Source organism: Pseudomonas sp. GW822-FHT03F04 (genome assembly GCF_058801405.1).
On the sequence record NZ_JBXANF010000001.1, the window covers coordinates 731358 to 756486 of the forward strand.

The following is a 25129-nucleotide window of genomic DNA, read 5'->3' on the forward strand; positions in this document are numbered from 1 at the left end:
GGATATCCGAAGAATTACCAATGAGTTATAGCTGCTGATTGCACTTTCGCCCTGACCGTCGGGCGGGCGTCATTATTTTGTCTGATTCAGCACCAGCAGCAAGGCTGCCGTTTGCGCATCCGGGGTGCCGTCGAAGCGGGAAGGGCGGAAGTGCATCTGGAAGGCTGCGAGTACATGGCGGGTCGCCACGTCCAGCTCACCGTTCTGCGGCGTTGCGTAGCCCAGGCGTGCCAGTTGCGCCTGGAACCAACTGATGCTCGGTAACTCGACGTCGAACCTTACTTGCTGGCGGGCTACGGCGTGTTCATCGGGCCACAAGCCAAGACCTTCGGCGGCCAGGCGCTTCCACGGGAACAACGGGCCCGGATCAAGCTTGCGCAACGGTGCGATATCGCTGTGACCGATGATGTGGTCCGGGCTGATGCCGTTGCGTTTGCTGATGTCCTTGAGCAGCACGATCAGCGACTGCACCTGGGCTTCACTGTACGGATACCAAATGCGTCCGGTCGGAGTGTCCTTGAAGCCAGGGTTTACGATTTCGATGCCGATCGAGCTTGAGTTGAGCCAGGTACGACCCTGCCATTCGCTTTCGCCGGCATGCCAGGCGCGCAGGTTTTCGTCCATCAGCTTGTAGATCGTGCCGTTCTTGTCGTCGCCGATCAGGTAGTGGCTGCTGACTTCACCGTGGGTCAGCAGTTGTAGCGAACGCTCGAGGGAGGCGGAGGTGTAATGCACGATCACGAACTGCGCACGGCTGTCGTGATTGGCAGAAGGGTGGCTGGTGTCGTAGCGCGGGCCGCTGGCACAACCGGCCAGAACGAGCAGCGACGCGATGAGAGCAAGGAATTTCATGGCAGTACACGCAAGTCGATAATGCAACAGTGTAACGTACTGACTTGCGTGCGAACGGCAAAAGGGCTGATTTAAATGAAATGGAACAATTGTCTTCAGCCCAGCTCCACCCGGTTGCGGCCTGCGTTTTTGGCCCGGTACAGCGCCTGATCGGCTCTTTTGAGCACCAGATCGCTGTGTTCTCCCGGCCTGAACGCCGCCAGCCCCATGGAAATAGTGATCGTGACTCGCTCACCCTTGAAGTGGAACGGGCAGGCCTCGATGGAGGCGCGCAGGGTTTCCAGCAGTTTGGCGCCGACGGCCGGCGGGGTGGCCGGCAGCAGCAGGACAAATTCCTCACCGCCGAAGCGGGCAATGAAATCGCTGCCGCGCAGGCGCTTGCGCAGCACCGTGGCGATGATCTTCAACACCTTGTCGCCGGCCAGATGCCCGTAGTTGTCGTTGATCCGTTTGAAGTGATCGAGGTCGAGCATCGCCAGGCTGAGGGTGTTGCCGTGCTGCTGCCATTGGGCGATTTCGTGGTCGAGTCGCTCGCTCCAGGCGGCGCGGTTGGGCAGGCCGGTGAGCGGATCGATCAGGGCTTTCTGGCGCTGCTCTTCAAGGTGCTCGCGGTAACCAAGGGCTTCCTGTTCCATGTGCGCTACGCGCTCGGCCAGGCTTTTCAAGCGTCCGGCCACTTCTTGCTCACGGGCGTCACGCTGTTTCTGGTGCTGGTCCATCGTGCCGAGCAGGCCTTCGAGATGGTTTTCCAATACCTGCTTGAGATCGTTCAGGTCCGCCGCTTCCTGCACGCTGTTTTGCAGGCCGTCGACCTGTTCACGGATCTGCGTGTCCATCGCCCGCGCCGCGGAGCTGTTGTCGGCATGACCTTCGCTGGCGGCCTGCAGGTTGCTCTGGAACGCTTCGAGGCGTTCGTTGAGTTGCTGAAGATAGGCCTCGAACTCGTGCTGCCCACTGTCGGTGATGGCCAACATCAGGGTCGCCAGATCGTCGAGGATCGGTAGCAATTCGTACCAGTTGAGGCCATGTTTCAGTCGATCGCGCATGGCCTCGGCTTGCGGGCGATGGCGTTCCGGCAAGGTCAGATCGTCCAGCAGGCCGATCAGCGTGTCTTCGATGTGTTTGGCCACCGAGCTGTAGGACGGTTCGGGCGAGTCCGGTAACGCGTAGAGAATGTCCTGCTCGGACTGCTCCGGATCGATGGCCGCCAATGCCTGCGCGATAGGCTCGGGCAAGGGCAGGCTGTCGAGGATGACCGGGAGCGGGTTGTCGCCGGGGTGGATCAGTTCGTCAGGGTTGAAGGCCGCCGGCATTGCCGGCGCGAAGACCGGAGGTGGCGTGAAGGCTTGCGGCTCGGGTTCTGGCTCTGCAGGTTCCGGTTCGCTGGGAGCGGTGACGACTTCTGTAATGATCCGGGCAGGCTCGAAGGCAACCACTTCCGGCTCTGCAACAGGCTCGGGTGTTGATATTGGTGCTGGTGCTGGTGCTGAAGCTTGCAGTGGCGCGACCAGAGGTGCGGTGACCGGTGTTTCGATGACGGTCGCAATGGCTGCCGGTTCGACGATTGCGACAGGCGCTTCTGGCATTGGCGTGCTTTCAGGTGCAGCGGGTGGTTGCTCCGGCTGAGCGGCTGGAGAAGCCACGGCAGGCTGAGCCACCGGTGCGGGCGCTTCCTCGCTGTCGCGGCTGCCGAACAGGCGCTGCAACAGCCCCGGACGTCCCGGTTCCGCCGGGGTCTCCAGTTGGCTCAGGGCCTTGCCCTGCAAGCCGCTGAGTTCACTGAGCAGCAGCGGCATTTCCCGCGCCTGACTGACCCGGCCATCCAGCTGCTTGGCGAACTTCTTCAGTGGCTGGGCGACTTCCCGGGGCAGGGGCAGCGATTGCAGTTGAGTCACCAGCGAATTCAGGGCCGTGCTGACTTGATTGATCCGGGTTTCACGGCGTTGCTCGGAGTCGAGCACGGCTTTTTCAAGGCGCGGCAACAGGGCGGCGAGGCCGGCGTCCATGTCGTCGGTGCGCACCACGTCGCGCATTTCTTTCATGCATTGATCGACCACGCGGTCGGTGCCTTCCGCCGCCAGCGTGCTGCGCACCAGGCCGCGGCGCAGCAGGTCGAGCCGGGCGTCCCATCGACGTTCGAGCTTTTCCTGTTGTTCGATGCTTTTGAGGTATTTCTCTTTCCAGCGCTGGGCTTCGTCGCTCATTCAGGCGTTCCGCGAGGGGCAGGACTCAACGCGGGCAATGCATCGGCCGTGAGCGAACCCGGCAGACGAATCTCTACCGCGACGGGCAGGTGATCGGAAATCGGTTGCGCCAGCACTTCGACCTTTTCCAGGGTCAGGGTCGGGCTGAGCAGAATATGGTCCAGGCAGCGCTGCGGGCGCCAGCTGGGGAACGTCGCTTCGAGTTGCGGGGCCAGCAGGCCGAGGTCGCGCAAGGGCGAGTGCTGGAGCAGGTCGCTGGCGTGGGTGTTCATGTCACCCATCAGGACCTGATGCTTGTAGCCGCCGATCAGCTCGCGAATGTAGGCCAGTTGCATCGTGCGTACCCGGGCGCCGAGCGCCAGGTGCATCATCACCACCACCAGCGCCTCGGGACCTTCGCCGAAACGTACCAGAATCGCCCCGCGACCTTTCGGCCCCGGCAGCGGGTGGTCTTCGATCGCCCACGGGCGCAGACGACTGAGCACACCGTTGCTGTGCTGGGCCAGTCGGCCGAGGTTGCGATTGAGTTGTTGATACCAGTAGGGAAAGGCGCCGAGATGGGCCAGGTGTTCGACCTGATTGACGTAGCCGGAACGCAGGCTGCCGCCATCGGCTTCCTGCAGGGCGACCAGGTCGAAGTCGCCGAGCAGATTGCCGATCTTTTGCAGATTGCCGGAGCGTCCGGGGTGCGGCAGCAGATGCTGCCAGCTGCGGGTCAGGTAGTGCCGATAACGCTCGGTGCTGATGCCGACCTGGATGTTGAAGCTGAGCAGGCGCAAACGGCTGTCTGCGGGCAGGCCCGTGGACTCCAGGTGATGCTCGTTGACCTGCGGATCATGCAGGCCAACGAGACGTTCGGCTCCCCAGCGGCGCATGGCGATTGCCGCGCTTAGTTGGCGGCTGCCTTGTTGGTCGCTCGCTCTTTGGCGACCAGTTGGTCAGCCAGCTTCAGAGCTTCTTCGGCACCACCGGCGGAGCCGATGTCGAAACGGTATTTGCCGTTGACGATCATGGTTGGAACGCCGGAGATTTCATACTTCTTGGCCAGTTCGCGAGCCTTGATGATCTGGCCCTTGATAGCGAAGGAGTCGAAGGTGGCCAGGAACTTGTCCTTGTCTACGCCTTGGGTGGCGAGGAAGTCGGCCATGTCGTTCTTGTCGGTCAGCTTCTTGTGTTCTTTCTGGATCGCGTTGAAGACGGCAGCGTGAACGCTGTGCTCGACGCCCATGGCTTCCAGGGTCAGGAACATTTGACCGTGAGCGTCCCACGGGCCGCCGAACATGGCAGGAATGCGTACGAAGTTGACGTCTGAAGGCAGTTTTTCAACCCACGGATTGATCACGGGTTCGAAGGCGTAGCAGTGCGGGCAGCCGTACCAGAACAGTTCCACCACTTCGATCTTGCCAGGCACGGCAACCGGCACCGGATTGCTCAGTTCGACGTACGGGGCGGCAGGTGCTTCGGCGGCCTGGGCCGTCACGCCGAACAGGCTGGCAGCGACGAGGGCGGCGCTGATGATCAGATTACGCATGCTTTACTCCTGGGCAAATTGGGTCGCCTCGCGCGACCTGTTTTCAGACAGATCCTGGCGGGCATGAGTTCTGTAGTGTAACGGCAGCGGCCACAAAAAAGGGCGGCCAAAGCCACCCTTTTTATACTTCATGCAACGGATTAATCGAGCGTTAACGTGGCAGGCGTTGTCCTTCGCACGCAACGCTCGAATCACCATCGCAGTGACCTTAGTGCAGGCCTTGAATGTAGCTGGAGACCGCCGCGATGTCCTCGTCGCTCAGCTTGCGAGCGATGGTGCGCATGGTCATGGCATCACCGTCGTTGCTGCGGCCGACGGCAGGATCTTCCTTACGGAAATCGGTCAGTTGCTTGGCGATGTATTGAGCGTGTTGGCCACCCAGATGCGGGAAACCGGCGGCTGCGTTGCCAGCGCCGTTTGGCGAGTGGCAACCGGTGCAGGCTGGCAGGCCTTTTTCCAGGTTGCCGCCACGGAACAGGGCTTCACCGCGAGCGACGATCTTCGGATCGGCGGCGCCGACGCTGCCTTTCTGGCTGGCGAAGTAGGCGGCGATGTCGGACAGGTCCTGATCGCTCAGGTTGGTCAGTAGCCCGGTCATTTCCAGAACGGTGCGCTTGCCCGACTTGATGTCGTGCAACTGCTTGGTCAGGTAGCGTTCACCCTGTCCGGCCAGTTTTGGAAAGTTTGGCGCCATGCTGTTGCCATCCGGGCCATGGCAGGCCCCGCAAACGGCGGCTTTCGCCTGGCCTGCGGCGGCATCACCGGCAGCATGGGCGAAGCCTGAGATTCCCACGGTCAACAGCAGACTCACGATCAATTTGTTCATCAGCTAATCCAACTACGGCTAAGGGTTAAGAGTTATGGACCGGGTTTACTTCCGCTCATCCAGAGGATGATGGCCTGGTAATCCTCGGCACTGCAGTCCATGCACAAACCACGCGGCGGCATTGCCTTGAAACCCTGGGTCACGTGTTGCACCAGCGTCTCCATACCTTTCGCCAACCTCGGCGTCCAAGCTTCCTGATCGCCTCTTCTGGGCGCCATGGGGAGTTGGCCGGAATGACAGGCACCACAAACACGGTTGTACACTGCTTCCGGATCCTGTGTAGCCTGTGCGCTGTAAAGCGGCATCAAGACTCCGGCAGCCAGCAGCCATTTCGTCATAAAACGACCTTTTCAGGGTTGAGAGCGTTCTGCGTTCTAATGCGCAATCAAGGTCTGTCGCTCTCGTGAACTTCATCCTTCGCTGGGACAAAGCACACACAAAATCTGCGGCATTATATACTGGCGTCACTGAAACGGAAGCGACACCGCGTTCCGCGCCCAATCCCGGCGCCGCCCACATCGGAAATCCCATGCAACTCAAGAATCCCATCCTCGGCCTGTGCCAACAGTCCACGTTCATGCTCAGTGCCGCCAAAGTCGATCAGTGCCCCGACGACGAAGGCTTCGAAGTGGCGTTCGCCGGTCGTTCCAACGCCGGTAAATCCAGCGCGCTGAACACACTGACTCACGCCAGCCTGGCGCGCACCTCGAAAACCCCGGGTCGCACACAGCTATTGAACTTCTTCAAGCTAGACGATGAACGGCGTCTGGTCGACCTGCCGGGCTACGGTTATGCAAAAGTACCGATCCCGCTCAAGCAACACTGGCAGCGTCACCTCGAGGCTTACCTCGGTGGTCGCGAGAGTTTGAAGGGTTTGATTCTGATGATGGACATCCGTCATCCAATGACCGACTTCGACCTGCTGATGCTCGACTGGGCCGTTGCGGCCGGCATGCCGATGCACATTCTGCTGACCAAGGCAGACAAACTGACCTACGGCGCAGCCAAGAACACGCTGCTCAAGGTGCAGTCGGAAATTCGTAAGGGGTGGGGCGATCTGGTGACGATCCAGCTGTTCTCCGCACCAAAACGCATGGGCCTGGAAGAGGCCTACACTGTGTTGGCGGGCTGGATGGAGTTGGCGGATAAAGGCGCAGAGGCCGCGGTAGAGTAAAGGGATTTCAAAACTGCTTGTGGTGCTGCCAGGCAAGGCAAAAGTGCAGCAAAAAAGCGGAGTTTAGGGAACCTAAATGAGCATTTTTTGTTGTGCTTTTAACGCAGCATGGCTGCGCCACAGGCAGTTTTGGGGCAAAAAAAAGCCCCGGACTTCATATGGGGAGGGAGAAGTTCCGGGGTTCAAGTTCCGAACCGCTAGGGCGGGGTTCAGATATCTGCCAACACTTAACACAACATAGGAGCATCGAAGGGCTTCACCAGCCATTCAGTAACTCTGAGTGGCCTGTCGCAAGATTAGTTCAGATTCTTTTCAAAAAACTTTGGAATAAGCTCAAGAGCGATCAGAACTAAGCGTCATTCGATGCCTTTGCCGCGACGTCATGTCGCGGCAAAACCCCGTCCCAGAGGCCTCAGTGCGCCTCGTCCCAGTTGTTGCCAACCCCGACTTCCACCAGTAACGGCACGTCCAGTTTCGCCGCTTCGCTCATGTGGATGCGAATTTCGTCGCGAACCTGATCGACCAGGTCCTCGCGAACCTCCAGTACCAGTTCGTCGTGCACCTGCAGGATGACTTTGGCGTCCAGCCCCGAAGCGCTCAGCCAGTTATCCACCGCGACCATGGCTTTCTTGATGATGTCCGCTGCGGTGCCCTGCATCGGCGCGTTGATCGCCGTGCGTTCAGCGGCAGCGCGTTCCTGCGGCTTGTTGGAGTTGATGTCCGGCAGGTACAGACGACGGCCGAAGATCGTTTCCACGTAGCCTTGGTCTGCAGCCTGTGCGCGGGTGCGATCCATGTATTCACGAACGCCCGGGTAGCGCGCGAAGTAGGTGTCGATGTAGGCCTTGGCGGTCTTGGTGTCGACGCCGATGTCCTTGCCCAGCTTCTGCGCGCCCATGCCGTAGATCAGACCGAAGTTGATCGCCTTGGCGCCACGGCGCTGGTCGGACGTTACTTCGTTCAGCTCGACCTTGAACACTTCGGCCGCCGTGGCGGTGTGCACGTCCAGGTTGTTGCGGAAGGCGTTCATCAGGCCTTCGTCGCGGGACAGGTGCGCCATGATGCGCAATTCGATCTGCGAGTAGTCCGCCGCCAGCAGTTTGTAGCCTTTCGGCGCAACGAAGGCCTGACGGATGCGTCGGCCTTCAGCGGTGCGCACCGGAATGTTCTGCAGGTTCGGATCGCTTGAGGACAAGCGACCGGTCGATGCCACAGCCTGATGATACGAGGTGTGGATACGCCCGGTGCGCGGGTTGATCTGCTCCGGCAGGCGATCGGTGTAGGTGCTTTTCAGCTTGCTCATGGAACGGTGTTCCATCAGCACTTTTGGCAAGCGGTGATCGTCTTCGGCCAGTTTCGCCAGCACTTCTTCGGCGGTGGACGGCTGGCCCTTGGCGGTTTTCTTCAGCACCGGCAGGCCGAGTTTTTCGTAGAGGATCACGCCGAGTTGCTTCGGCGAGCCCAGGTTGAACTCTTCACCGGCGATTTCGAACGCTTCACGCTCCAGCGCGACCATCTTGTCGCCCAGCTCGATGCTCTGAACGCCAAGCAGTGCAGCATCGACGAATGCGCCCTGACGCTCGATGCGAGCCAGCACTGGCACCAGCGGGATCTCGATGTCGGTCAGTACGCTGGCCAGGCTCGGGATGGCGCTGAGTTTTTCGAACAGCGTCTGGTGCAGGCGCAGGGTCACGTCGGCATCTTCGGCGGCATAGGGGCCGGCCTGTTCCAGAGCGATCTGGTCGAAGGTCAGTTGCTTGGCGCCTTTGCCGGCGATGTCCTGGAAGCTCACGGTGGTGTGATCCAGGTACTTCTGCGCCAGGCTGTCCATGTCGTGACGGGTGGCGGTGGAGTTGAGCACGTAGGACTCAAGCATCGTGTCGAAGGCAATGCCGCGCACGGTGATGCCCTGGCTCTGATCGCCACCGATGGCGCAGTTGGCCAGGATGTTCATGTCGAACTTGGCGTGCTGGCCGACCTTGAGCTTGCTGGGGTCTTCCAGGATCGGCTTGAGTGCGCGCAACACGGTGTCACGATCCAGTTGCTCCGGCACGCCGATGTAGGAGTGGGTCAGCGGGATGTAGGCCGCTTCGTTGGCCTGCACCGCGAAGGACAGACCGACCAGTTGCGCCTGTTGGGCGTCGACGCCGGTGGTTTCGGTGTCGAAGGCAAACAGCTTGGCGTTCTTCAGTTTTTCCAGCCAGACGTCGAAACGGGCCTGATCGAGGATGGTTTCGTACGCGGCTTCAGCCGGAGCGACCGGCGCTTCTTCCGCAGGTGCGCTGAACAGATCGGCGGCCGGCTCAGGGGCAGCGGTGCTGCTCAGTTCCAGACGCTTGGCGTCGCGTTCCAGATCGTTGATCCAGCTCTTGAACTCCAGCAGGGTGTAGAGCTCAAGCAGTTGGGCCGGGTCTTCCGGGCCCATTTGCAGGTCGTCGAGGCCAATGTCCAGCGGCACGTCGACCTTGATGGTCGCCAGTTGATAGGAGAGGAAGGCCATTTCCTTGTGCTCTTCGAGCTTGGCCGGCAGGGTCTTGGCGCCACGGATCGGCAGGGTCGGCACGATATCGAGCTGTGCGTAGAGTTCGGTCAGGCCGCCGTTGACGCCGACCAGCAGGCCGGACGCGGTTTTCGGCCCGATGCCGGGAACGCCGGGGATGTTGTCGGAAGAGTCGCCCATCAGGGCCAGATAATCGATGATCTGCTCCGGAGCGACGCCGAATTTCTCCTTCACGCCCTCCACGTCCATCGAACTACCGGACATGGTGTTGACCAAGGTAATGTGGCCGTCGACCAGTTGCGCCATGTCCTTGTCGCCGGTGGAGATGATTACCGGACGATTGGCGGCCGCGCTGCTGCGGGCCAGGGTGCCGATCACGTCATCGGCCTCGACGCCTTCGACGCACAGCAGCGGGAAGCCGAGGGCTTTCACGCTCTGGTGCAGCGGCTCGATCTGCACGCGCATGTCGTCGGGCATGCTCGGGCGGTTGGCCTTGTATTCGGCGTACATCTCATCGCGAAATGTCCCGCCCTTGGCGTCGAACACCACGGCGAACGGGCTGTCCGGATACTGCTTGCGCAGGCTCTTGAGCATGTTCAGCACGCCCTTGACCGCGCCGGTCGGCAGGCCTTTGGAGGTGGTCAGCGGTGGCAGCGCGTGAAAGGCGCGGTACAGGTAAGACGAACCGTCCACCAGGACGAGGGGGGCTTGGCTCATGAGCAGGATCAACCTTTTCGGCGGGTCCGGCGCTAGAATAGCGGGACCGTTGACGACAAAGGGACAAGGTTATCATGCGTACGTTAAATCGCTTGCTGCTGGTCAGTTTGATTGCAACCACGCCACTGGCCGCGATCGCGGCGGATGATGCGCCGTCAGCGGAACCGGAGGTCACCATCCGTACCGAAGGTGACAAGACCATCCAGGAGTACCGGCAGAACGGATTCCTGTACGCGATCAAGGTGACCCAGAAGGGTTTCCCGCCCTATTTTCTGGTGCGCGCGGACGGTACTGATGCAAACTTCATCCGCTCGGACCAGCCGGATATGCTGATCCCCGCGTGGAAGATTTTCGAGTGGAAGTAGTTTCTTAATTTCAACCGGCGCCGACGCGATGGCGGCGCCAGAACTGAGCAGTTTTTAACCATGTCTGTGTTCACCCCCCTGGCTCGGCCCGAGCTGGAAACCTTTCTCGCCCCTTACGGGCTCGGCCGTCTGCTCGATTTCCAGGGGATCGCCGCCGGCAGCGAAAACACCAACTTCTTCATCAGCATGGAAAAGGGCGAGTTCGTCCTGACCCTGGTCGAGCGCGGCCCGGTGCAGGAAATGCCGTTCTTCATCGACCTGCTCGACGTCCTCCACGAAGCCGACCTGCCGGTGCCCTACGCGCTGCGCACCACTGACGGCGTGGCCCTGCGCGAGCTGAAAGGCAAGCCGGCGCTGTTGCAGCCGCGCCTGGCCGGCAAGCACATCAAGCAGGCCAACGCCCAGCATTGCGCGCAGGTCGGTGACTTGCAGGCGCACCTGCACCTGGCAACCCAGGGCAACGACATGATCAAACGCAAGACCGATCGTGGCCTGGACTGGATGCTGGAAGAGGGCACGCAGTTTCTTTCGCACCTGAGCGACGCGCCGCGCGCTCTGCTGCAAACCGCGCTGGACGAAATCACGCAACAGAAAGACAAAATTCTCGCGCTGCCGCGGGCGAACATCCACGCCGACCTGTTCCGCGACAACGCGATGTTCGAAGGCACGCACCTGACCGGGCTGATCGACTTCTACAACGCCTGCTCCGGGCCGATGCTCTACGACGTAGCGATCGCCTTGAACGATTGGTGTTCGGACGATGACGGCTTGATCGACGGCCCTCGGGCTCGGGCCTTCCTCGGTGCCTACGCGGCACTGCGCCCGTTCACTGCGGCCGAGGCCGAGTTGTGGCCGACCATGCTGCGAGTGGCGTGCGTGCGGTTCTGGCTGTCGCGGTTGATTGCGGCGGAATCGTTCGCCGGGCAAGACGTGCTGATTCACGATCCGAAGGAGTTCGAGCAGCGTCTGGCGCAGCGTCAGCAGGTCAGCACACCGCTGCCGTTTGCCCTGTAAAAGAAAAAAACCGCAGCCTGTGCAGGCTGCGGTTTTTTTGTATTAGAGCGACTCCAGGCACCCTGCCAGGTCATTCCCCAGCTTCTCCAGCACTTGCTCATAACCCTGAGCAGTTGCCGGCGTGTAGCCGCCCAACGCATCCAGCTCCGCCAGCTTCACCGGCAGGCCCGCCACAAGGGTTTCGGCCAAGCGTGGGCGCAACGGCGGCTCACTGAACACACAAGTCTTGCCGACTTCCTGCAATCGCGCACGCATCGCCGCGACATGCTGGGCGCCTGGCTGCACTTCCGCCGCAACGCTGAACACGCCGGTGTGTTTCAAGCCGTAGGCCTCTTCGAAGTAGTCGAAGGCTTCGTGGAAGACGAAGTAGGGTTTGCCTTCAACGCTGGCCAGGCGCTTCTTCAAACGCTGATCCAGCGCATCGAGACGCGCGTCGAACGCCTTGGCGTTGCTTTGATAGCGCTCGGCATTGGCCGGGTCGGCAGCGCTCAGGTCGGCGGCCATCTTGTCGGCAATCACCCGCGCGTTCACCGGCGATAGCCACAAATGTGCATCGAGAGTGCCGGGACGGTGATCATGATCATGCTCGTCGGCGTCTTCGGCGTGGGAGTGGCTGTCTTCGGCGAAGCGGCGCAGCTTCATGCCTGGCAGGTCCTGCACGGCGACGCTCGGCAGCGTACGACCATTCAGCACGCGTGGCAGGAAACCTTCCATGTCCGGGCCGATCCAGTACAGCAGGTCCACCGATTGCACCTTGCGCACGTCGGACGGGCGCAACGCATAGTTATGCGGCGAAGCCCCCGGTGGCAGCAGCACTTCGGGAATCGCTACGCCGTCCTGCACCGCAGCGGCAATCAATTGCAGCGGCTTGATGCTGGTGAGGACTCTGACTTCGGCCTGGGCCGAACCGATCAGCAGAAAACTGGCGACAAATGCCACAAAAACAGAAAAAAGTCGGGACACGATGACCACTCAAGGAGGCGAGAACGGGTAACATAATAACGTCTCTAACCAAACTCGTCGCCGCTCATGCCTATTACCCCGATTGCCAGCCGTCCCCACGACCACTCCCATTGCGTCCACAGCGCCCTGTCCGAGGCCGATGCCTTGTGTGCACAGAAAGGCCTGCGCCTGACCGCATTGCGTCGGCGGGTGCTGGAACTGGTCTGGCAGAGCCACAAGCCGCTGGGTGCCTACGACATTCTGGCGGTGCTCAGCGAGCAGGACGGCCGCCGCGCTGCGCCGCCGACCGTGTATCGCGCGCTGGATTTTCTGCTGGAAAACGGCTTGGTGCACCGAATCTCCTCGCTGAACGCCTTTGTCGGCTGCGTTCACCCGAAACACTCGCACCAGGGGCAGTTCCTGATCTGTCGCGAGTGCCACGCCGCCATCGAGCTTGAGCAAAAAACCATCAGCGATGCGATCGTCCACAGCGCCAAGGACGTCGGCTTCATCGTCGAGGCCCAGACCGTCGAAGTGGTCGGCCTCTGCTCCGGTTGCCAGGGGGCTTGATGAGCGATGCGTTGATCCGTCTGGAGCAGGTGGCTGTCCGGTTTGCCGGGCAGAACGTGCTGGACAACATTCACCTGAGCGTCGAACCGGGGCAGATCGTCACCCTGATCGGCCCCAACGGCGCCGGCAAGACCACGCTGGTGCGCGCCGTGCTTGGGTTATTGAAGCCCGACAGCGGCAGCGTCTGGCGCAAGCCGAAACTGCGCATCGGCTACATGCCGCAAAAACTGCACGTCGATCCGACCTTGCCGCTGTCAGTGCTGCGCTTTCTGCGGCTGGTGCCGGGTGTTGATCGCCCGCGTGCGCTGGCGGCACTCAAGGAAGTCGGCGCCGAGCACGTCATCGACAGCCCGGTGCAAAGCGTTTCCGGTGGCGAAATGCAGCGCGTGCTGCTGGCCCGGGCGCTGTTGCGCGAGCCGGAACTGCTGGTGCTCGACGAGCCGGTGCAAGGTGTCGATGTGGCCGGGCAAGCCGAGCTGTACAGCCTGATCACCCGCCTGCGCGACCGTCATGGCTGCGGCGTGTTGATGGTCTCCCACGACCTGCATCTGGTGATGAGCACCACCGACCAGGTGGTGTGCCTCAACCGTCACGTCTGCTGCTCCGGGCATCCCGAGCAGGTCAGCGGCGACCCGGCCTTCGTCGAGCTGTTCGGCAATCACGCGCCGAGCCTGGCGGTCTATCACCACCATCACGACCACGCCCACGACCTGCACGGTTCGGTGGTCAAAGGGCCTGTGACGGGCCAACCTCACGTTCACGGAGATAGCTGCAAGCATGGCTGATTTTCTGTTCTACGCCCTGCTTGCAGGTCTGGCGCTGGCGGTGGTCGCGGGGCCGCTGGGCTCGTTCGTGGTCTGGCGGCGCATGGCCTATTTCGGCGACACCCTGTCCCACGCCGCGCTGCTCGGCGTGGCGCTGGGCTTTCTGCTGGATGTCAGCCCGACCGTTGCTGTCACCGTGGGCTGCCTGCTGCTGGCGGTGCTGCTGGTAACCCTGCAACAGCGTCAGCCACTGGCGTCCGACACGTTGTTGGGCATTCTTGCGCCGAGCACGCTCTCTCTCGGGCTGGTGGTACTAAGCTTCATGCATGAAGTGCGGATCGACCTGATGGCCTATCTGTTTGGCGATCTGTTGGCGATCAGTCCGACTGACCTTGCATGGATCCTCGGTGGCAGCGCGGCGGTGCTGGTGCTGCTGGTGACGCTGTGGCGGCCGCTGCTGGCGATCACCGTGCACGAAGAGCTGGCCCGGGTCGAAGGCCTGCCGGTGGCCGGTTTGCGCATGGCGTTGATGTTGCTGATCGCGGTGGTGATCGCCGTGGCGATGAAAATCGTCGGTGTGCTGCTGATTACGTCGCTGTTGATCATCCCGGCAGCTGCGGCACAACGTCACGCCCGCTCGCCGGAGCAGATGGCACTGGGCGCGAGCCTGCTGGGCATGCTCGCCGTGTGTGGCGGGCTGGCGTTGTCCTGGTTCAAGGACACCCCGGCCGGCCCGTCAATCGTTGTGACGTCGGCCGCACTGTTTCTGCTGAGTTTTGTTCTGCCCCGTCGAGGGGTGTAGACTTGCTCGTTTTTTGCGCAAATAGAGAGTCGCAGGAATGAAGCCGTTCGCCTCCCGTTATCTGCTCCTTGTCGCATTTTCAGTGCTGCTGGGCGCCTGCCAAAGCACGCCGCCGGTGGCCGAAGCCCCCGATGCGCGGGCCACGGCCATCGCACAGCTGGAGCAAAGCCTGGCCAGCAGCGAACTGGCCACAGCCGAAGACCAATTGGCAGCCTTGCAGGCCGAAACGCCCAACGATCAGTCCCTTGAGCAATACCAGCGCCAGTTGGCCGAAGCCTATCTGCGCCGCAGCCAGATCGTCCTGCAGAAGGGCGATGTGAATGCTGCCGCAACCGCTTTGGCCCGCGCCCGCGCGCTGATGCCCAAGGCCCCGGCGCTGACCGGTGGCGTCAACGGTGCTATCACCGAAGCCCGCAAGGCTGAACTGGAGAAAGCCGAAGCGGCACTTCAGGCCGCCGAAGCCAAGCCGAAAGCCAAGGTGATCGATCCGACCGCCGAAAGCACCACGGTTGCGCTGAATATCACCGATAGCCGCAAACTTCGCCGTCAACTCGACGCGATCGCCGCCGATGTGGTGAATTACGACTGTGCGGTGAGCATTCAGGCGCCGCGCACCAATGATTACCCGTGGCTGGCGACGTTGATCACCAAGCGCGTGAAGAAGCTCGATCCGGATTTCGATCTGCAGATCGAGAAACAGATCTTGCGCACAGTTCCGGCACAGATGGTCTTGAGCCCACGCAAACCTTGAATGACCGCAGCCTGCATTTCGCAGGCTGCGGTTTTTTTCAGGCCGGAATCGCCTTGGCCTTCGCTTCCCGATCCCAGACCCGATGCTGCCCGATCGCCGCAAAGAACGACGTGGTCAGCGCTTTCACATCCTTGCCCTCGATCAGCCCGGCATCCACCTCCAGCTTCAACACATCCAGTAACTGCCTGGCGTCGCCTTGCAGCGCAATTGCCTTCAGGTGTTTGTAAGCCTCCAGCAGGTAATGCAACGCCACGCCGTCACCACTCAACACCTTGACTGACGCCGCGCCACCCGGCACGAACACCGCGTCGAACGCCACCGAAGGCAAACCTTCCATCGACGCATCCACCGCCAGGCTTTTGCCATCGGCTGTCTTTACCGGCGCCGAGGTCGGGCCGAGCAATTTGGCATGCGCACCTTCTGCCGCCAGAGCCTTCTTCATCGCATCGATCGCTGCACCATCGACACCATTGGCCGCCAGAATCGCCACTTTTCGCGTCTTTATGTTCTCCGGCAACAGGTTGGCCTGACTCAGGGCCGGCGAGTGATCCAAAGATGTCTTGCGTACCTCGACCGTGCCTTTGGCCGGCGCTGGCAACCCAAGGTTGTGCGCCACGCGCTTGGCCAGTTCCAGGTCGATGTTGGCCAGAATCTCGTTCACTTCCCGGGCCCGAATGTGCTCCCGCTCAACCTTGCCCAGTTCGAAGCTGTAGGCCGAAATGATGTGTTCCTGCTCGTGCTTGCTCATGCTCTTGAAGAACAGCCGCGCCTGGGAGAAGTGATCGCTGAACGACTCGCTGCGCTGACGGATCTTGTTGGCGTCGATGCGTTCCGGGTAGCTCTCGAACCCGCCGTCCTGTGCGGCCGGTGGAGTTTCTTTCGGCCAGCCGCCATCAATCGAGTTCGGCTCGTAGGACGCGCGGCCCTTGTCGATTACCGTGCGGTGCTGGGCATCGCGCTGGCCGTTGTGGAAGGGCGCGACCGGGCGATTGATCGGCAGCTCATGAAAGTTCGGCCCGCCGAGTCGGCTGATCTGTGTGTCGGTGTAGGAAAACAGCCGACCTTGCAGCAGCGGGTCATTGGAGAAGTCGATGCCCGGCACGATATGGCCGGGGCAGAACGCGACCTGTTCGGTTTCGGCGAAGAAGTTGTCCGGGTTGCGGTTGAGGGTCATCTTGCCCAGCGGCGTGATCGGGACGATTTCCTCGGGAATCAGTTTGGTCGGGTCGAGGATGTCGAAATCGAAGTCGTGCTCGTTTTCCTCCTCGATGACTTGTACGCCAAGTTCCCATTCCGGGTAGTCCCCGGTCTCGATGGCCTCCCAGAGGTCGCGCCGATGGTAGTCAGTGTCTTTACCGGCCAGCTTCTGCGCTTCGTCCCACACCAGCGAACAGGTGCCGGCGGTGGGGCGCCAGTGGAATTTGACGAAGCGCGATTTGCCCTCGGCGTTGATCAGTCGGAAAGTGTGCACGCCGAAACCCTGCATGCTGCGCAGGCTTTTCGGGATGGCCCGGTCGGACATCGCCCAGATGACCATGTGCGCCGATTCCGGCACCAGCGACACGAAGTCCCAGAACGTGTCGTGAGCCGACCCGCCGGTGGGCATTTCGTTGTGCGGCTCGGGTTTTACCGCGTGGACGAAGTCGGGAAACTTGATCGCGTCCTGAATGAAGAACACCGGCATGTTGTTGCCGACCAGATCGAAGTTGCCTTCGTCGGTAAAGAACTTCACGGCAAAACCACGCACGTCGCGCACGGTATCGCCGGAGCCGCGTGGCCCTTGCACCGTGGAAAAGCGTACGAAAACCGGGGTTTTCTTCCCCGGATCCCGTAGGAAACCAGCCTTGGTCAGCGCCGAATGGTTCTCGTAGGTTTGAAAGAAACCATGTGCACCCGTGCCGCGGGCATGGACGATGCGCTCGGGAATCCGCTCATGGTCAAAGTGCGTGATTTTCTCACGCATGATGAAGTCTTCGAGAAGCGACGGCCCACGGGGTCCGGCCTTCAGCGTGTTCTGATTGTCAGCGATCTTCACACCCTGATTGGTGCGCAGGGCCTGGCCGGTGGCGTCGGAGCGAAACTTTTCCAGGCTGTCGAGTTTGGTGTTGGTGTTGGCGCGATCCGGGGTGTTGGTCCCGGCCAGTTGGCTTTTGTCGGTGGCAGGCTTTTTGGTACTCATCAGACGTAAACTCCTCGTTTGACCCCGGTCGCGCCGGGGCTCTTGAGTGGTTCCCGGGCACGGTACCCGGAGTTTCAAGTCGCTTAACTAGTGACTGACGAGGGTTTTTGCCGTTCCTTTTTTATGACCTTTGATCGCGTTATTGCCAAATGAAAGGTTGAATGCGGAATAAATGCTAATAACCTCTATACGGACAGGCTAAAATGCGCGCCCGGCTAACCGCTGATCCTTTTCCAACGCGCCCCACAAGGTTCGCTACGTGATCGAGTTTCAAAACGTCCATAAGACTTACCGCGTCGCCGGTAAGGACATCACCGCGCTGCATCCGACGAGTCTCTCCATCGAGAACGGTCAGGTGTTCGGCCTGATTGGCCATTCCGGCGCGGGAAAAAGTACCCTGCTGCGTCTGATCAATCGCCTGGAAGAATCCAGTGGCGGCAAGATCATTGTCGACGGCGAAGAAGTCACCGCGCTGGACGCCAACGGCCTGCGCCGTTTCCGTCAGCAAGTCGGGATGATCTTCCAGCACTTCAACCTGCTGGCGTCCAAGACCGTGGCCGACAACGTCGCGCTGCCGCTGACCCTCGCCGGTGAACTGTCCCGCGCCGAGATCGACCAGCGTGTGGCCGAATTGCTCAAGCGCGTCGGTTTGTCCGATCACGCGAAAAAATTCCCGGCGCAGTTGTCCGGTGGCCAGAAGCAGCGCGTCGGTATTGCCCGTGCCCTGGCGACCAAGCCGAAAATTCTGCTGTGCGACGAAGCCACCAGCGCCCTCGACCCGCAGACCACCGCGTCGGTGCTGCAACTGCTGGCCGAGATCAACCGTGAGCTGAAACTGACCATCGTGCTGATCACCCACGAGATGGATGTGATCCGCCGTGTCTGCGACCAGGTGGCGGTGATGGATGCCGGCGTGATCGTCGAGCAAGGCTCGGTGGCCGACGTGTTCCTGCATCCGAAGCACCCGACCACCAAGCGTTTCGTCCAGGAAGACGAGCAGATCGACGAAAGCGAGCAGCGCGATGACTTCGCTCACGTGCCGGGCCGCATCGTGCGTCTGACTTTCCAGGGCGAAGCGACCTACGCGCCGTTGCTCGGAACCGTCGCCCGGGAAACCGGTGTGGACTACAGCATCCTGGCCGGTCGTATCGACCGCATCAAAGACATTCCTTACGGGCAATTGACCCTCGCCGTCACCGGTGGCGACATGGACGCGGCGTTCGCCCGCTTCACCGCCGCTGACGTTCACATGGAGGTGTTGCGCTAATGGCAGACCTGATGAGTTTCTTCACCAATATCGACTGGTACGAAATCTGGCTGGCCACTGGCGACACCATGATGATGCTCGGCGGTTCGCTGCTGTTCACCGTGTTGCTCGGCCTGCCGCTGGGCGTGTTGCTGTTCCTGTGCAGCCCGCGTCAGTTGCTCGAAGCCAAAGGCGTGTACGCCTTGCTGTCGCTGGTGGTGAACATCCTGCGTTCGCTGCCGTTCATTATTCTGTTGATCGTGATGATCCCGTTCACCGTGCTGATCACCGGCACCTCGCTGGGTGTGGCCGGTGCGATTCCGCCGTTGGTGGTAGGTGCAACGCCGTTCTTCGCGCGGCTGGTGGAAACCGCTCTGCGTGAAGTCGATCGCGGCATCATCGAAGCGACCCAGTCGATGGGCGCGACCACCCGGCAGATCATCATGAACGCCTTGTTGCCGGAGGCCCGTCCGGGCATCTTCGCGGCGATTACGGTGACGGCGATTACACTGGTTTCCTACACCGCAATGGCGGGTGTGGTCGGCGCCGGTGGCCTGGGTGACCTGGCGATTCGTTTCGGCTACCAGCGTTTCCAGACCGACGTGATGATCGTCACCGTGGTGTTGCTGCTGATTCTGGTGCAAGTGCTGCAAATGGCAGGCGACCGACTGGTCGTTCACTTTTCGCGCAAATAACCGGTTTTGTAATGACATGAGCCGGCCATTCGCTGGCAGGCGCCAGACGGGCGCCGTAAAAAGGAGTTAGCTGAATGAAAAAACTGATCGTTGCCCTGGCTGCCGTTGCAGCGTTCTCGGCTCACGCCGACGAAACCCTGACCGTTGCCGCCACCCCGGTGCCGCACGCGGAAATCCTCGAATTCGTGAAGCCGGTTCTGGCCAAAGAAGGCGTGGATCTGAAGGTCAAGGTCTTCACCGATTACATCCAGCCGAACGTGCAGGTGGCCGAGAAGCGTCTGGACGCCAACTTCTTCCAGCACCAGCCGTACCTCGATGAGTTCAACAAGGCCAAGGGCACCAGCCTGGTCGCCGTGACCGGCGTGCACCTGGAGCCGCTGGGCGCTTACTCCAGCAAGATCAAGAAGCTCGACGAGCTGCCAAGCGGCGCCAACGTGGTGATCCCGAACGACGCCACCAACGGCGGCCGTGCGCTGTTGCTGCTGGCCAAGGCTGGCGTGATCACCCTGAAGGATCCGACCAACATCCTGTCGACCGTCAAGGACATCGCCCAGAACCCGAAAGACCTGAAAATCCGTGAACTGGAAGCCGCGACCATCCCGCGCGTGCTGACTCAGGTCGACCTGGCGCTGATCAACACCAACTACGCGCTCGAAGCCAAGCTGGATCCGTCCAAGGACGCGCTGATCATCGAAGGCAACGACTCGCCTTACGTGAACATTCTGGTGTCCCGTGCGGACAACAAGGACAGCGACGCCATGAAGAAACTGGCCGCTGCGTTGCACAGCCCGGAAGTGAAGAAATTCATTACCGAGAAGTACAAAGGCGCGGTGTTGCCGGCGTTCTGATTCAGATAGCTGCAATGAAAAGGGGACGCCAGTGGCGTCCCCTTTTTTGTGCGTTCAGCGTTTACTTGCGGTTCAACATCACCGGCAACTGCGCAACCAGCTTGGCATTATTCAACGGCGCACGAATAAACCCACGCTGTGTCCCGTCCGGCCCGATCACCGCAAGGTTTCCGCTGTGATCAACGGTGTAGTTCGGCTTGCTGGTGTCCGCCGGAATGAAAGGAATGCTCACTGCGTTCGCCACCTTTTGCAGCTCCTCGATCGACTTCGGCGTCAGGCCGATGAACTGAGGATCGAAGTACCCCAGGTACTGCTTCAGCTGCGCAGGGTTGTCGCGGTTCGGGTCGACGCTGACCAGCACGATCTGCAACTTGTCCACAGCGTCCTTCGGCAGTTCGCTCTTGATCTGGCGCAGCTGGGCGAGGGTGGTCGGGCAGATGTCCGGGCAGAAGGTGTAGCCGAAGAACAGCAGGCTCCACTTGCCCTTGAGCTCGTTGACCGTGACCGGTTGGCCGTCCTGATTGGTCATCGTCACGTCCGGCAGGTTGCGGCTTTGCGGCAGCAGGATGATGCCGGCGTCGATCAGCGCAGTCGGGTCGCCCTGGCCCTTGCCGCTCAGCACTTTGTTGACGGTCAGGCCGAGGATCAGCGCGATCACGGCCACGAGGATGAAGACGGTTTTCTGGGTTCGAGTCATAGGTTCAACAGTAAGTAGTGGTCTACGAGCAGGGCGATGAACAGCAGAAACAAGTACCAGATAGAGTACTTGAAGGTGTTGATCGCCGCGTGCGGCCGAGTGCCACGGTACAGCACCACGGCCCATTGCAGAAACCTTGCACCCAGGCCGAGGGCGCAGATCAGGTACAGCGCGCCGCTCATGTGGATCACATACGGCAACAGGCTGACCGCCAGCAGGGCGAAGGTGTACAGCAGAATGTGCACCTTGGTGTAGTGCTCGCCGTGGGTGACCGGCAGCATCGGAATGTCGGCCTTGGCGTATTCCTCTTTGCGGTGGATCGCCAGCGCCCAGAAGTGCGGCGGGGTCCAGGCGAAGATGATCAACACCAGCAGCAACGGTTCGGCGCTGACGTGGCCGGTGGCGGCGGTCCAGCCAAGCAGCGGCGGTGCGGCGCCGGCGAGGCCGCCGATGACGATGTTCTGCGGCGTCGCGCGTTTGAGGAATCCGGTGTAGATCACCGCGTAGCCGAGCAGCGAGGCCAGGGTCAGCCACGCGGTCAGCGGATTGGTGAAGGTCAGCAGCAAGGCCTGGCCGAGCAGCGCCAGCACCAGTGCAAAGGTCAGCGCTGCCGTGGGCGAGACCCGGCCCTCGGCCAGCGGCCGTTTGTGGGTGCGCGCCATGACGGCGTCGATGCGCCGGTCCACCACGTGATTGACCACCGCCGCACCACCGGCACACAGCGCGATCCCCAGGTTGCCGAACACCAGCACCGTCCACGGCACGCCGGCGCGGGTCGCGAGGAACATGCCGACCAGCGAGGTGATCAGCATCAGCACCACGACTTTCGGTTTGGTCAGCTCCAGGTAATCTCGCCACAACGCCTGCGCGGGACGTTCGCCGATCAGAATCGCCATGGCGTCTCTCCTTTTATCGTGATGGGCGCCGCCGACTGTTTACGCGGGCTCAGGTGCCAGCGCGCAAGCATCGGTTGCTTGACCCGAACCAGACTGGTTCGCGCGTGATAGTTGACCAGCACCATGGTCAGCAGCAGTGCTGCGCCGCCGGCGTTGTGCGCCACGGCCACCGGCAGCGGCAGGTGAAACAGCACGTTGCTGATGCCGAGGGTGATCTGCACGCCGAGGGCGATCAGCACCAGCCCGGCCAGCCGCGTCATGCCCACGACTTTCAGTTGCCACGCCAGACCGAGCAGGACAATCGTCACCAGCAGGGCGCCGATGCGGTGGGTCAGGTGAATTGCCGTGCGCGCATCGCTGTCGAGTTGCCCGCCGAGGTAATTGGGGCCGATGTGTTGGGTCAGGTGAAAGCCGTTGGCGAAGTCCGCCGGCGGCAGCCATTGGCCGTGGCAGGTCGGGAAGTCGATGCAGGCCACCGCCGCATAGTTGGAACTGACCCAGCCGCCGAGGGCGATCTGACCTATTACCAATAGCAGCCCGGCGGTGGCCCAATATTGCAGACGCTTGGGCACGGTCAGCGCCGGCAGCACGCCGGACAGTCTCAATGTCAGCAGAAACAGCAGGCTCAAGGTCGCGAAGCCTCCAAGCAAATGCCCGGTCACCACTTGCGGCCAGAGCTTGAGCGTCACCGTCCACATGCCGAACGCGGCCTGGGCGAACACCACCGCCAGCAGAAACAGTGGCAGTTTCAACGGTTGCCCCGGATGACGGCGGTTAACCCACGCGCGACCGGCCAGAATCGAGATCAACATGCCGAGGGTGCCGGCGAAGTAACGGTGGATCATCTCGTTCCAGCCTTTGTGCGCCTCCACGGGCGAGTCGGGGTAATGCAGTTCGGCATGGGCCAGTTGGGCTTCGCTTTTCGGCACGCTGATAAACCCGTAGCAGCCGGGCCAGTCCGGGCAGCCGAGTCCGGCGTGAGTCAGGCGGGTGTAGGCGCCGAGCAGCACCACGATCAGTGCGAGCAGGGTGGCAAACAGCGCGAGGCGAAATCCAGGTTTGGCCATGACGATGCCCTTATCCGATGTTCGACAGTTTCAGCAAGTGGCGCAGGTCGTTGAGCAGATCCTTGCCCTTGACGCTCGGGTCGTAGCGCAGCACGAGATTGCCGTGGGGATCGATGATCCACAGCTGTGGCGTGGTTTTGTCGCCGGTGGCTTTGCTGAACGCGGCGCTATCCAGTGGGTAACGTTGCAGCTGTGGATATTCGCGGCTCAGCTTGGCTTCGTAGTCGGCCGTCAGCGGTTGCGCGGCAGCGAGTGCATGGCTGGCGCGACCGGCATCGCGGCCGAGGCCGATCTGGATCTGCCGCGCCAGGTACACCAGTTGCTGGCAGTCCACCGCGCAGTCCTTCGGCGCGGTTACCAGCATCTGCCAGCGTTCTTCGTCAGCCGCTACGCCGAGGTCGGCACGGCTCTGGCCGTTGCCGATCAGTTCGCCGTGATAGCTGCGACCGTCCGGCACCCAGAATTGCAGCTTGTACATGCCGGTGGCGAGGATCATCGGGCCGATCACGCCGAGCAGGATCAGCAGCAGTTGAATGCGGCCGCGGCGGCGACTGGCCGGGGCTTTTGCTTCAGACATGCTGGGTGGATTCATGGCCGCTCCCATGGTGTTTCTCCTTTGCGTTGTGCCAGCCGAGATAGAGGTAAAGACCGAACAGGGCGGTGGCCATGGCGAACCACTGCACGGCGTAACCGAGGTGTTTTTCCGGGCCCATGGCAACCACCGGCCAGTCGGCCTGATAGCTGGCGGGGCCGGGTTCTGCGCGTAATTCATAGGCGAAGCCGTCGCGCTCGAGGGTTTTCCACCATTTGGCGGGTTCGACGGCGGTGACGGTTTGCGGCCAGGTGCTGCTGACCGGGTCGGCGTGCAACTGGAAGGTCGCGCCGGGGGCGACATACACCCAGGCGTCGACATTCACGGCATCGGCCGGTGTCTTGAATTGCGGGGTAACGCGCCGGTCCGGCCACGGCAGCCAGCCACGATTGACCAGCAGCCACAGGCCGGTGCGCTGATCCTGAAACGGTTGCAGCAGCTCGACGCCGACCTTGCCGTCACGTTGACGGTTGTCCAGCAGCAGGCTGTGGGCGGCATCGAACTGGCCGTGCAGATGCACCCGGCGAAAGGCCGGATCGGTGCTGTGCACGAGCTCGGTGCTGGCCATCGGTTCGGCGGCGCGGCGTTCGGCGTAGCTGGCGAGCAGGGCGGTTTTCTCCGCACCCCGGCCCAGCTGCCAGAAGCCCAGCGAAATCAGCAGCGGCAGCAGCAAGGCGACCACCAGCGTCGGCACGACGCCCGGCCGAAAGCGCTTCATGGCCGCGCCAGAAAAGCAGTGAATGCGACCGCTATACTTGATTGCATCGCCTGTACCCCCGGAGTCTTCCCATGCTCAAAGCAGCTATCGTCCTGATGCTGATTGCCACGGTGATCAGCCTGTTCAGCGGCCTGTTTTTCCTGGTCAAGGACGACAGCAGCTCGAATCGCCTGGTCATCGCCTTGAGTGTTCGGGTGGCATTGGCCGCTTGCACCGTCGGCTTGATTGCCTGGGGTTTCTACAGCGGCCAACTGGTGTCGCACGCGCCTTGGTAGCTCTGTCCTTCAGAGCACGTAAACGAAGATGAACAAGCCGATCCACACCACATCGACGAAGTGCCAGTACCAGCTCGCCGCTTCGAAGCCGAACTGGTGCTCGTTGTCGAAGTGGCCGCGCATGATCCGCATCAGCATCACGAACAGAATGATCGTGCCGATGGTCACGTGGGCGCCGTGGAACCCGGTGAGCATGAAGAACGTCGCGCCGTAGATGCCGGAACCGAGGGTCAGGCCCAGTTCGTGATAGGCGTGCATGTACTCCTCGGCCTGCAAGGCGAGGAAGCCGCAACCCAGCAGCACGGTGATCAACAGCCACAGTTTCAGAGCCCCGCGATGACCTTTCTTCAAGGCATGGTGAGCGATGGTGATGGTCACGCTGGAGCTCACCAGCAGGATGGTGTTGATCAGCGGCAGGCCCCACGGGCTGATGACTTCCTTGGGCGGCGGGAACAGTTTCGGGTCGGGTGTGTGCAGCAGCGGCCAGGTGAACTGGAAGTTCGGCCAGAGCATGTGGGCGATGCCTTTGGTGCCTTCGCCGCCCAGCGCCGGACCGGAAATGTGCCGCACATAGAACAGCGCGCCGAAGAAGGCGATGAAGAACATCACCTCGGAGAAGATGAACCAGCTCATACCCCAGCGGAACGAGCGGTCCAGCTGCGGGCTGTACAACCCCGCCCGGCTTTCCTTGATCACTGTGCCGAACCAGCCGAACAGCATGTACGCCAGCAACAGGCCACCGACGAAAAAGATCAGCGGGCCGTGGGATTCCGGGCGCGCTGCCTTCAGATCGTTGAACCAGGTCGCCAGGCCGTACACCGTGGTGACCATGCCGATGGTCGCGACGATCGGCCATTTGCTCTGGGCCGGGACGTAATAGTGCTCATGAGTTGCCATTTATTGT

Annotated in this window: 26 protein-coding genes; 11 read left to right on the forward strand and 15 right to left on the reverse strand. The window is 61.6% G+C overall.

The annotated features are described in order from the left end of the window. Positions 1–72 precede the first annotated feature (72 nt). The 6 genes from AC1RMX_RS03435 to AC1RMX_RS03460 all read right to left on the reverse strand — a co-directional run bounded on the left by AC1RMX_RS03435 (position 73) and on the right by AC1RMX_RS03460 (position 5751). The gene (locus AC1RMX_RS03435; protein ID WP_102621166.1) at positions 73–852 is read right to left on the reverse strand and encodes an N-acetylmuramoyl-L-alanine amidase; all 780 of its coding nucleotides are present in this window, start codon (positions 850–852) and stop codon (positions 73–75) included. Positions 853–947: 95 nt separating this feature from the next. Further along, positions 948–3056 carry a diguanylate cyclase gene (locus AC1RMX_RS03440; protein WP_493070428.1) on the reverse strand — a complete coding sequence of 703 codons (2109 nt, stop codon included), beginning with the start codon at positions 3054–3056 and terminating at the stop codon, positions 948–950. Then, positions 3053–3931, reverse strand: a complete 879-nt coding sequence (locus AC1RMX_RS03445; RefSeq protein ID WP_096822419.1) for an endonuclease/exonuclease/phosphatase family protein — start codon at positions 3929–3931, stop codon at positions 3053–3055. Before AC1RMX_RS03445 ends, AC1RMX_RS03440 begins: the two co-directional genes overlap by 4 nt. Before the next feature lie 14 nt (positions 3932–3945). Further along, positions 3946–4587: a thiol:disulfide interchange protein DsbA/DsbL gene (locus tag AC1RMX_RS03450; RefSeq protein WP_096822420.1), complete on the reverse strand. Its 642-nt coding sequence runs from the start codon at positions 4585–4587 to the stop codon at positions 3946–3948. A gap of 208 nt (positions 4588–4795) precedes the next feature. Further along, complete coding sequence (locus tag AC1RMX_RS03455) at positions 4796–5413, reverse strand: c-type cytochrome (RefSeq protein WP_096822422.1); 618 nt, start codon at positions 5411–5413, stop codon at positions 4796–4798. 32 nt (positions 5414–5445) lie between these two features. Then, entirely contained in the window at positions 5446–5751 is a 306-nt protein-coding gene (locus AC1RMX_RS03460) for a c-type cytochrome (protein WP_085713044.1), read from the reverse strand. 191 nt (positions 5752–5942) lie between these two features. On the opposite strand from AC1RMX_RS03460, the gene yihA reads away from it, so the two are divergent. Next, entirely contained in the window at positions 5943–6587 is a 645-nt protein-coding gene (gene yihA / locus AC1RMX_RS03465) for a ribosome biogenesis GTP-binding protein YihA/YsxC (RefSeq protein ID WP_493070431.1), read from the forward strand. Between the two features lie 412 nt (positions 6588–6999). Here yihA and polA read toward each other — a convergent pair whose 3' ends face one another. After that, complete coding sequence (gene polA, locus AC1RMX_RS03470; RefSeq protein ID WP_493070433.1) at positions 7000–9804, reverse strand: DNA polymerase I; 2805 nt, start codon at positions 9802–9804, stop codon at positions 7000–7002. Positions 9805–9878: 74 nt separating this feature from the next. Between polA and AC1RMX_RS03475 the strand changes: the two genes are divergently transcribed. Both AC1RMX_RS03475 and AC1RMX_RS03480 read left to right on the forward strand, forming a co-directional pair. Then, a complete protein-coding gene (locus tag AC1RMX_RS03475; protein ID WP_102621163.1) occupies positions 9879–10169 on the forward strand; it encodes a DUF2782 domain-containing protein in 291 nt (96 codons plus the stop codon). A gap of 60 nt (positions 10170–10229) precedes the next feature. After that, complete coding sequence (locus AC1RMX_RS03480; protein WP_493070435.1) at positions 10230–11183, forward strand: homoserine kinase; 954 nt, start codon at positions 10230–10232, stop codon at positions 11181–11183. A 42-nt stretch (positions 11184–11225) separates the two neighbouring features. Here the strand turns inward: AC1RMX_RS03480 and AC1RMX_RS03485 are convergent, their stop codons facing one another. Continuing rightward, a complete protein-coding gene (locus AC1RMX_RS03485) occupies positions 11226–12146 on the reverse strand; it encodes a zinc ABC transporter substrate-binding protein ZnuA (RefSeq protein ID WP_102621161.1) in 921 nt (306 codons plus the stop codon). Between the two features lie 66 nt (positions 12147–12212). On the opposite strand from AC1RMX_RS03485, the gene AC1RMX_RS03490 reads away from it, so the two are divergent. From AC1RMX_RS03490 to AC1RMX_RS03505, 4 genes are read left to right on the forward strand one after another with little or no spacing between them, the layout of a single operon-like run. Next, a complete protein-coding gene (locus tag AC1RMX_RS03490; RefSeq protein ID WP_217828997.1) occupies positions 12213–12695 on the forward strand; it encodes a Fur family transcriptional regulator in 483 nt (160 codons plus the stop codon). Beyond that, positions 12695–13480, forward strand: coding sequence for a zinc ABC transporter ATP-binding protein ZnuC (gene znuC, locus AC1RMX_RS03495; protein ID WP_096822428.1), 786 nt, complete (start codon positions 12695–12697; stop codon positions 13478–13480). Before AC1RMX_RS03490 ends, znuC begins: the two co-directional genes overlap by 1 nt. Further along, positions 13473–14261, forward strand: a complete 789-nt coding sequence (gene znuB / locus AC1RMX_RS03500; RefSeq protein WP_493070438.1) for a zinc ABC transporter permease subunit ZnuB — start codon at positions 13473–13475, stop codon at positions 14259–14261. Before znuC ends, znuB begins: the two co-directional genes overlap by 8 nt. 37 nt (positions 14262–14298) lie before the next feature. Then, positions 14299–15012, forward strand: a complete 714-nt coding sequence (locus AC1RMX_RS03505) for a PA5502 family lipoprotein (protein WP_102621160.1) — start codon at positions 14299–14301, stop codon at positions 15010–15012. Between the two features lie 37 nt (positions 15013–15049). Here the strand turns inward: AC1RMX_RS03505 and katE are convergent, their stop codons facing one another. Continuing rightward, positions 15050–17191 (reverse strand): catalase HPII, encoded by a 2142-nt coding sequence (gene katE / locus AC1RMX_RS03510; protein ID WP_493070440.1) that lies wholly within the window; start codon positions 17189–17191, stop codon positions 15050–15052. A gap of 259 nt (positions 17192–17450) precedes the next feature. Between katE and AC1RMX_RS03515 the strand changes: the two genes are divergently transcribed. The 3 genes from AC1RMX_RS03515 (at position 17451) to AC1RMX_RS03525 (ending at position 19980) form a co-directional block, all read left to right on the forward strand. Further along, positions 17451–18458, forward strand: coding sequence for a methionine ABC transporter ATP-binding protein (locus AC1RMX_RS03515; RefSeq protein WP_102621158.1), 1008 nt, complete (start codon positions 17451–17453; stop codon positions 18456–18458). Beyond that, on the forward strand, positions 18458–19132 hold the full coding sequence (locus tag AC1RMX_RS03520; protein WP_096822432.1) for a methionine ABC transporter permease: 675 nt from the start codon (positions 18458–18460) through the stop codon (positions 19130–19132). Before AC1RMX_RS03515 ends, AC1RMX_RS03520 begins: the two co-directional genes overlap by 1 nt. A 74-nt stretch (positions 19133–19206) precedes the next feature. Continuing rightward, positions 19207–19980, forward strand: a complete 774-nt coding sequence (locus AC1RMX_RS03525) for a MetQ/NlpA family ABC transporter substrate-binding protein (protein WP_096822433.1) — start codon at positions 19207–19209, stop codon at positions 19978–19980. Between the two features lie 61 nt (positions 19981–20041). Here AC1RMX_RS03525 and AC1RMX_RS03530 read toward each other — a convergent pair whose 3' ends face one another. Genes AC1RMX_RS03530 through AC1RMX_RS03550 form a run of 5 tightly spaced genes read right to left on the reverse strand, consistent with a single transcriptional unit; the run spans position 20042 to position 23950 of the window. Continuing rightward, positions 20042–20677: an SCO family protein gene (locus tag AC1RMX_RS03530; RefSeq protein ID WP_085733848.1), complete on the reverse strand. Its 636-nt coding sequence runs from the start codon at positions 20675–20677 to the stop codon at positions 20042–20044. Continuing rightward, positions 20674–21573, reverse strand: coding sequence for a heme o synthase (cyoE, locus tag AC1RMX_RS03535; RefSeq protein ID WP_493070442.1), 900 nt, complete (start codon positions 21571–21573; stop codon positions 20674–20676). Before cyoE ends, AC1RMX_RS03530 begins: the two co-directional genes overlap by 4 nt. Beyond that, the gene (locus tag AC1RMX_RS03540; protein WP_192559407.1) at positions 21561–22640 is read right to left on the reverse strand and encodes a COX15/CtaA family protein; all 1080 of its coding nucleotides are present in this window, start codon (positions 22638–22640) and stop codon (positions 21561–21563) included. The genes cyoE and AC1RMX_RS03540 overlap by 13 nt, the downstream gene beginning before the upstream one ends. Positions 22641–22650: 10 nt before the next feature. Continuing rightward, positions 22651–23244 carry a PA_0111/PP_0108 family redox-active disulfide protein gene (locus AC1RMX_RS03545; protein WP_192559408.1) on the reverse strand — a complete coding sequence of 198 codons (594 nt, stop codon included), beginning with the start codon at positions 23242–23244 and terminating at the stop codon, positions 22651–22653. After that, positions 23210–23950, reverse strand: coding sequence for an SURF1 family protein (locus AC1RMX_RS03550; protein WP_493070445.1), 741 nt, complete (start codon positions 23948–23950; stop codon positions 23210–23212). Before AC1RMX_RS03550 ends, AC1RMX_RS03545 begins: the two co-directional genes overlap by 35 nt. Before the next feature lie 71 nt (positions 23951–24021). Here AC1RMX_RS03550 and AC1RMX_RS03555 point away from each other — a divergent pair, with 71 nt between their 5' ends. Beyond that, positions 24022–24225 carry a twin transmembrane helix small protein gene (locus AC1RMX_RS03555; protein ID WP_065260656.1) on the forward strand — a complete coding sequence of 68 codons (204 nt, stop codon included), beginning with the start codon at positions 24022–24024 and terminating at the stop codon, positions 24223–24225. Between the two features lie 9 nt (positions 24226–24234). On the opposite strand, the gene AC1RMX_RS03560 is transcribed toward AC1RMX_RS03555, so the two are convergent. Next, complete coding sequence (locus AC1RMX_RS03560) at positions 24235–25122, reverse strand: cytochrome c oxidase subunit 3 (RefSeq protein ID WP_085733844.1); 888 nt, start codon at positions 25120–25122, stop codon at positions 24235–24237. Positions 25123–25129 lie beyond the last annotated feature (7 nt).

Excerpts from the sequence above, each read along its gene's own strand:
- AC1RMX_RS03550 (WP_493070445.1), bottom strand. The coding sequence starts at position 23,950 with ATGAAGCGCTTTCGGCCGGGCGTCGTGCCGACGCTGGTGGTCGCCTTG.
- AC1RMX_RS03480 (WP_493070435.1), top strand. The coding sequence starts at position 10,230 with ATGTCTGTGTTCACCCCCCTGGCTCGGCCCGAGCTGGAAACCTTTCTC.
- AC1RMX_RS03555 (WP_065260656.1), top strand. The coding sequence starts at position 24,022 with ATGCTCAAAGCAGCTATCGTCCTGATGCTGATTGCCACGGTGATCAGC.
- AC1RMX_RS03505 (WP_102621160.1), top strand. The coding sequence starts at position 14,299 with ATGAAGCCGTTCGCCTCCCGTTATCTGCTCCTTGTCGCATTTTCAGTG.
- AC1RMX_RS03560 (WP_085733844.1), bottom strand. The coding sequence starts at position 25,122 with ATGGCAACTCATGAGCACTATTACGTCCCGGCCCAGAGCAAATGGCCG.
- AC1RMX_RS03520 (WP_096822432.1), top strand. The coding sequence starts at position 18,458 with ATGGCAGACCTGATGAGTTTCTTCACCAATATCGACTGGTACGAAATC.
- AC1RMX_RS03455 (WP_096822422.1), bottom strand. The coding sequence starts at position 5,413 with ATGAACAAATTGATCGTGAGTCTGCTGTTGACCGTGGGAATCTCAGGC.
- AC1RMX_RS03435 (WP_102621166.1), bottom strand. The coding sequence starts at position 852 with ATGAAATTCCTTGCTCTCATCGCGTCGCTGCTCGTTCTGGCCGGTTGT.
- AC1RMX_RS03490 (WP_217828997.1), top strand. The coding sequence starts at position 12,213 with ATGCCTATTACCCCGATTGCCAGCCGTCCCCACGACCACTCCCATTGC.
- znuC (WP_096822428.1), top strand. The coding sequence starts at position 12,695 with ATGAGCGATGCGTTGATCCGTCTGGAGCAGGTGGCTGTCCGGTTTGCC.
- cyoE (WP_493070442.1), bottom strand. The coding sequence starts at position 21,573 with ATGGCGATTCTGATCGGCGAACGTCCCGCGCAGGCGTTGTGGCGAGAT.
- AC1RMX_RS03460 (WP_085713044.1), bottom strand. The coding sequence starts at position 5,751 with ATGACGAAATGGCTGCTGGCTGCCGGAGTCTTGATGCCGCTTTACAGC.
- AC1RMX_RS03445 (WP_096822419.1), bottom strand. The coding sequence starts at position 3,931 with ATGCGCCGCTGGGGAGCCGAACGTCTCGTTGGCCTGCATGATCCGCAG.
- AC1RMX_RS03540 (WP_192559407.1), bottom strand. The coding sequence starts at position 22,640 with ATGGCCAAACCTGGATTTCGCCTCGCGCTGTTTGCCACCCTGCTCGCA.
- AC1RMX_RS03475 (WP_102621163.1), top strand. The coding sequence starts at position 9,879 with ATGCGTACGTTAAATCGCTTGCTGCTGGTCAGTTTGATTGCAACCACG.
- AC1RMX_RS03530 (WP_085733848.1), bottom strand. The coding sequence starts at position 20,677 with ATGACTCGAACCCAGAAAACCGTCTTCATCCTCGTGGCCGTGATCGCG.
- AC1RMX_RS03525 (WP_096822433.1), top strand. The coding sequence starts at position 19,207 with ATGAAAAAACTGATCGTTGCCCTGGCTGCCGTTGCAGCGTTCTCGGCT.
- yihA (WP_493070431.1), top strand. The coding sequence starts at position 5,943 with ATGCAACTCAAGAATCCCATCCTCGGCCTGTGCCAACAGTCCACGTTC.
- katE (WP_493070440.1), bottom strand. The coding sequence starts at position 17,191 with ATGAGTACCAAAAAGCCTGCCACCGACAAAAGCCAACTGGCCGGGACC.
- AC1RMX_RS03545 (WP_192559408.1), bottom strand. The coding sequence starts at position 23,244 with ATGGGAGCGGCCATGAATCCACCCAGCATGTCTGAAGCAAAAGCCCCG.
- AC1RMX_RS03440 (WP_493070428.1), bottom strand. The coding sequence starts at position 3,056 with ATGAGCGACGAAGCCCAGCGCTGGAAAGAGAAATACCTCAAAAGCATC.
- znuB (WP_493070438.1), top strand. The coding sequence starts at position 13,473 with ATGGCTGATTTTCTGTTCTACGCCCTGCTTGCAGGTCTGGCGCTGGCG.
- polA (WP_493070433.1), bottom strand. The coding sequence starts at position 9,804 with ATGAGCCAAGCCCCCCTCGTCCTGGTGGACGGTTCGTCTTACCTGTAC.
- AC1RMX_RS03450 (WP_096822420.1), bottom strand. The coding sequence starts at position 4,587 with ATGCGTAATCTGATCATCAGCGCCGCCCTCGTCGCTGCCAGCCTGTTC.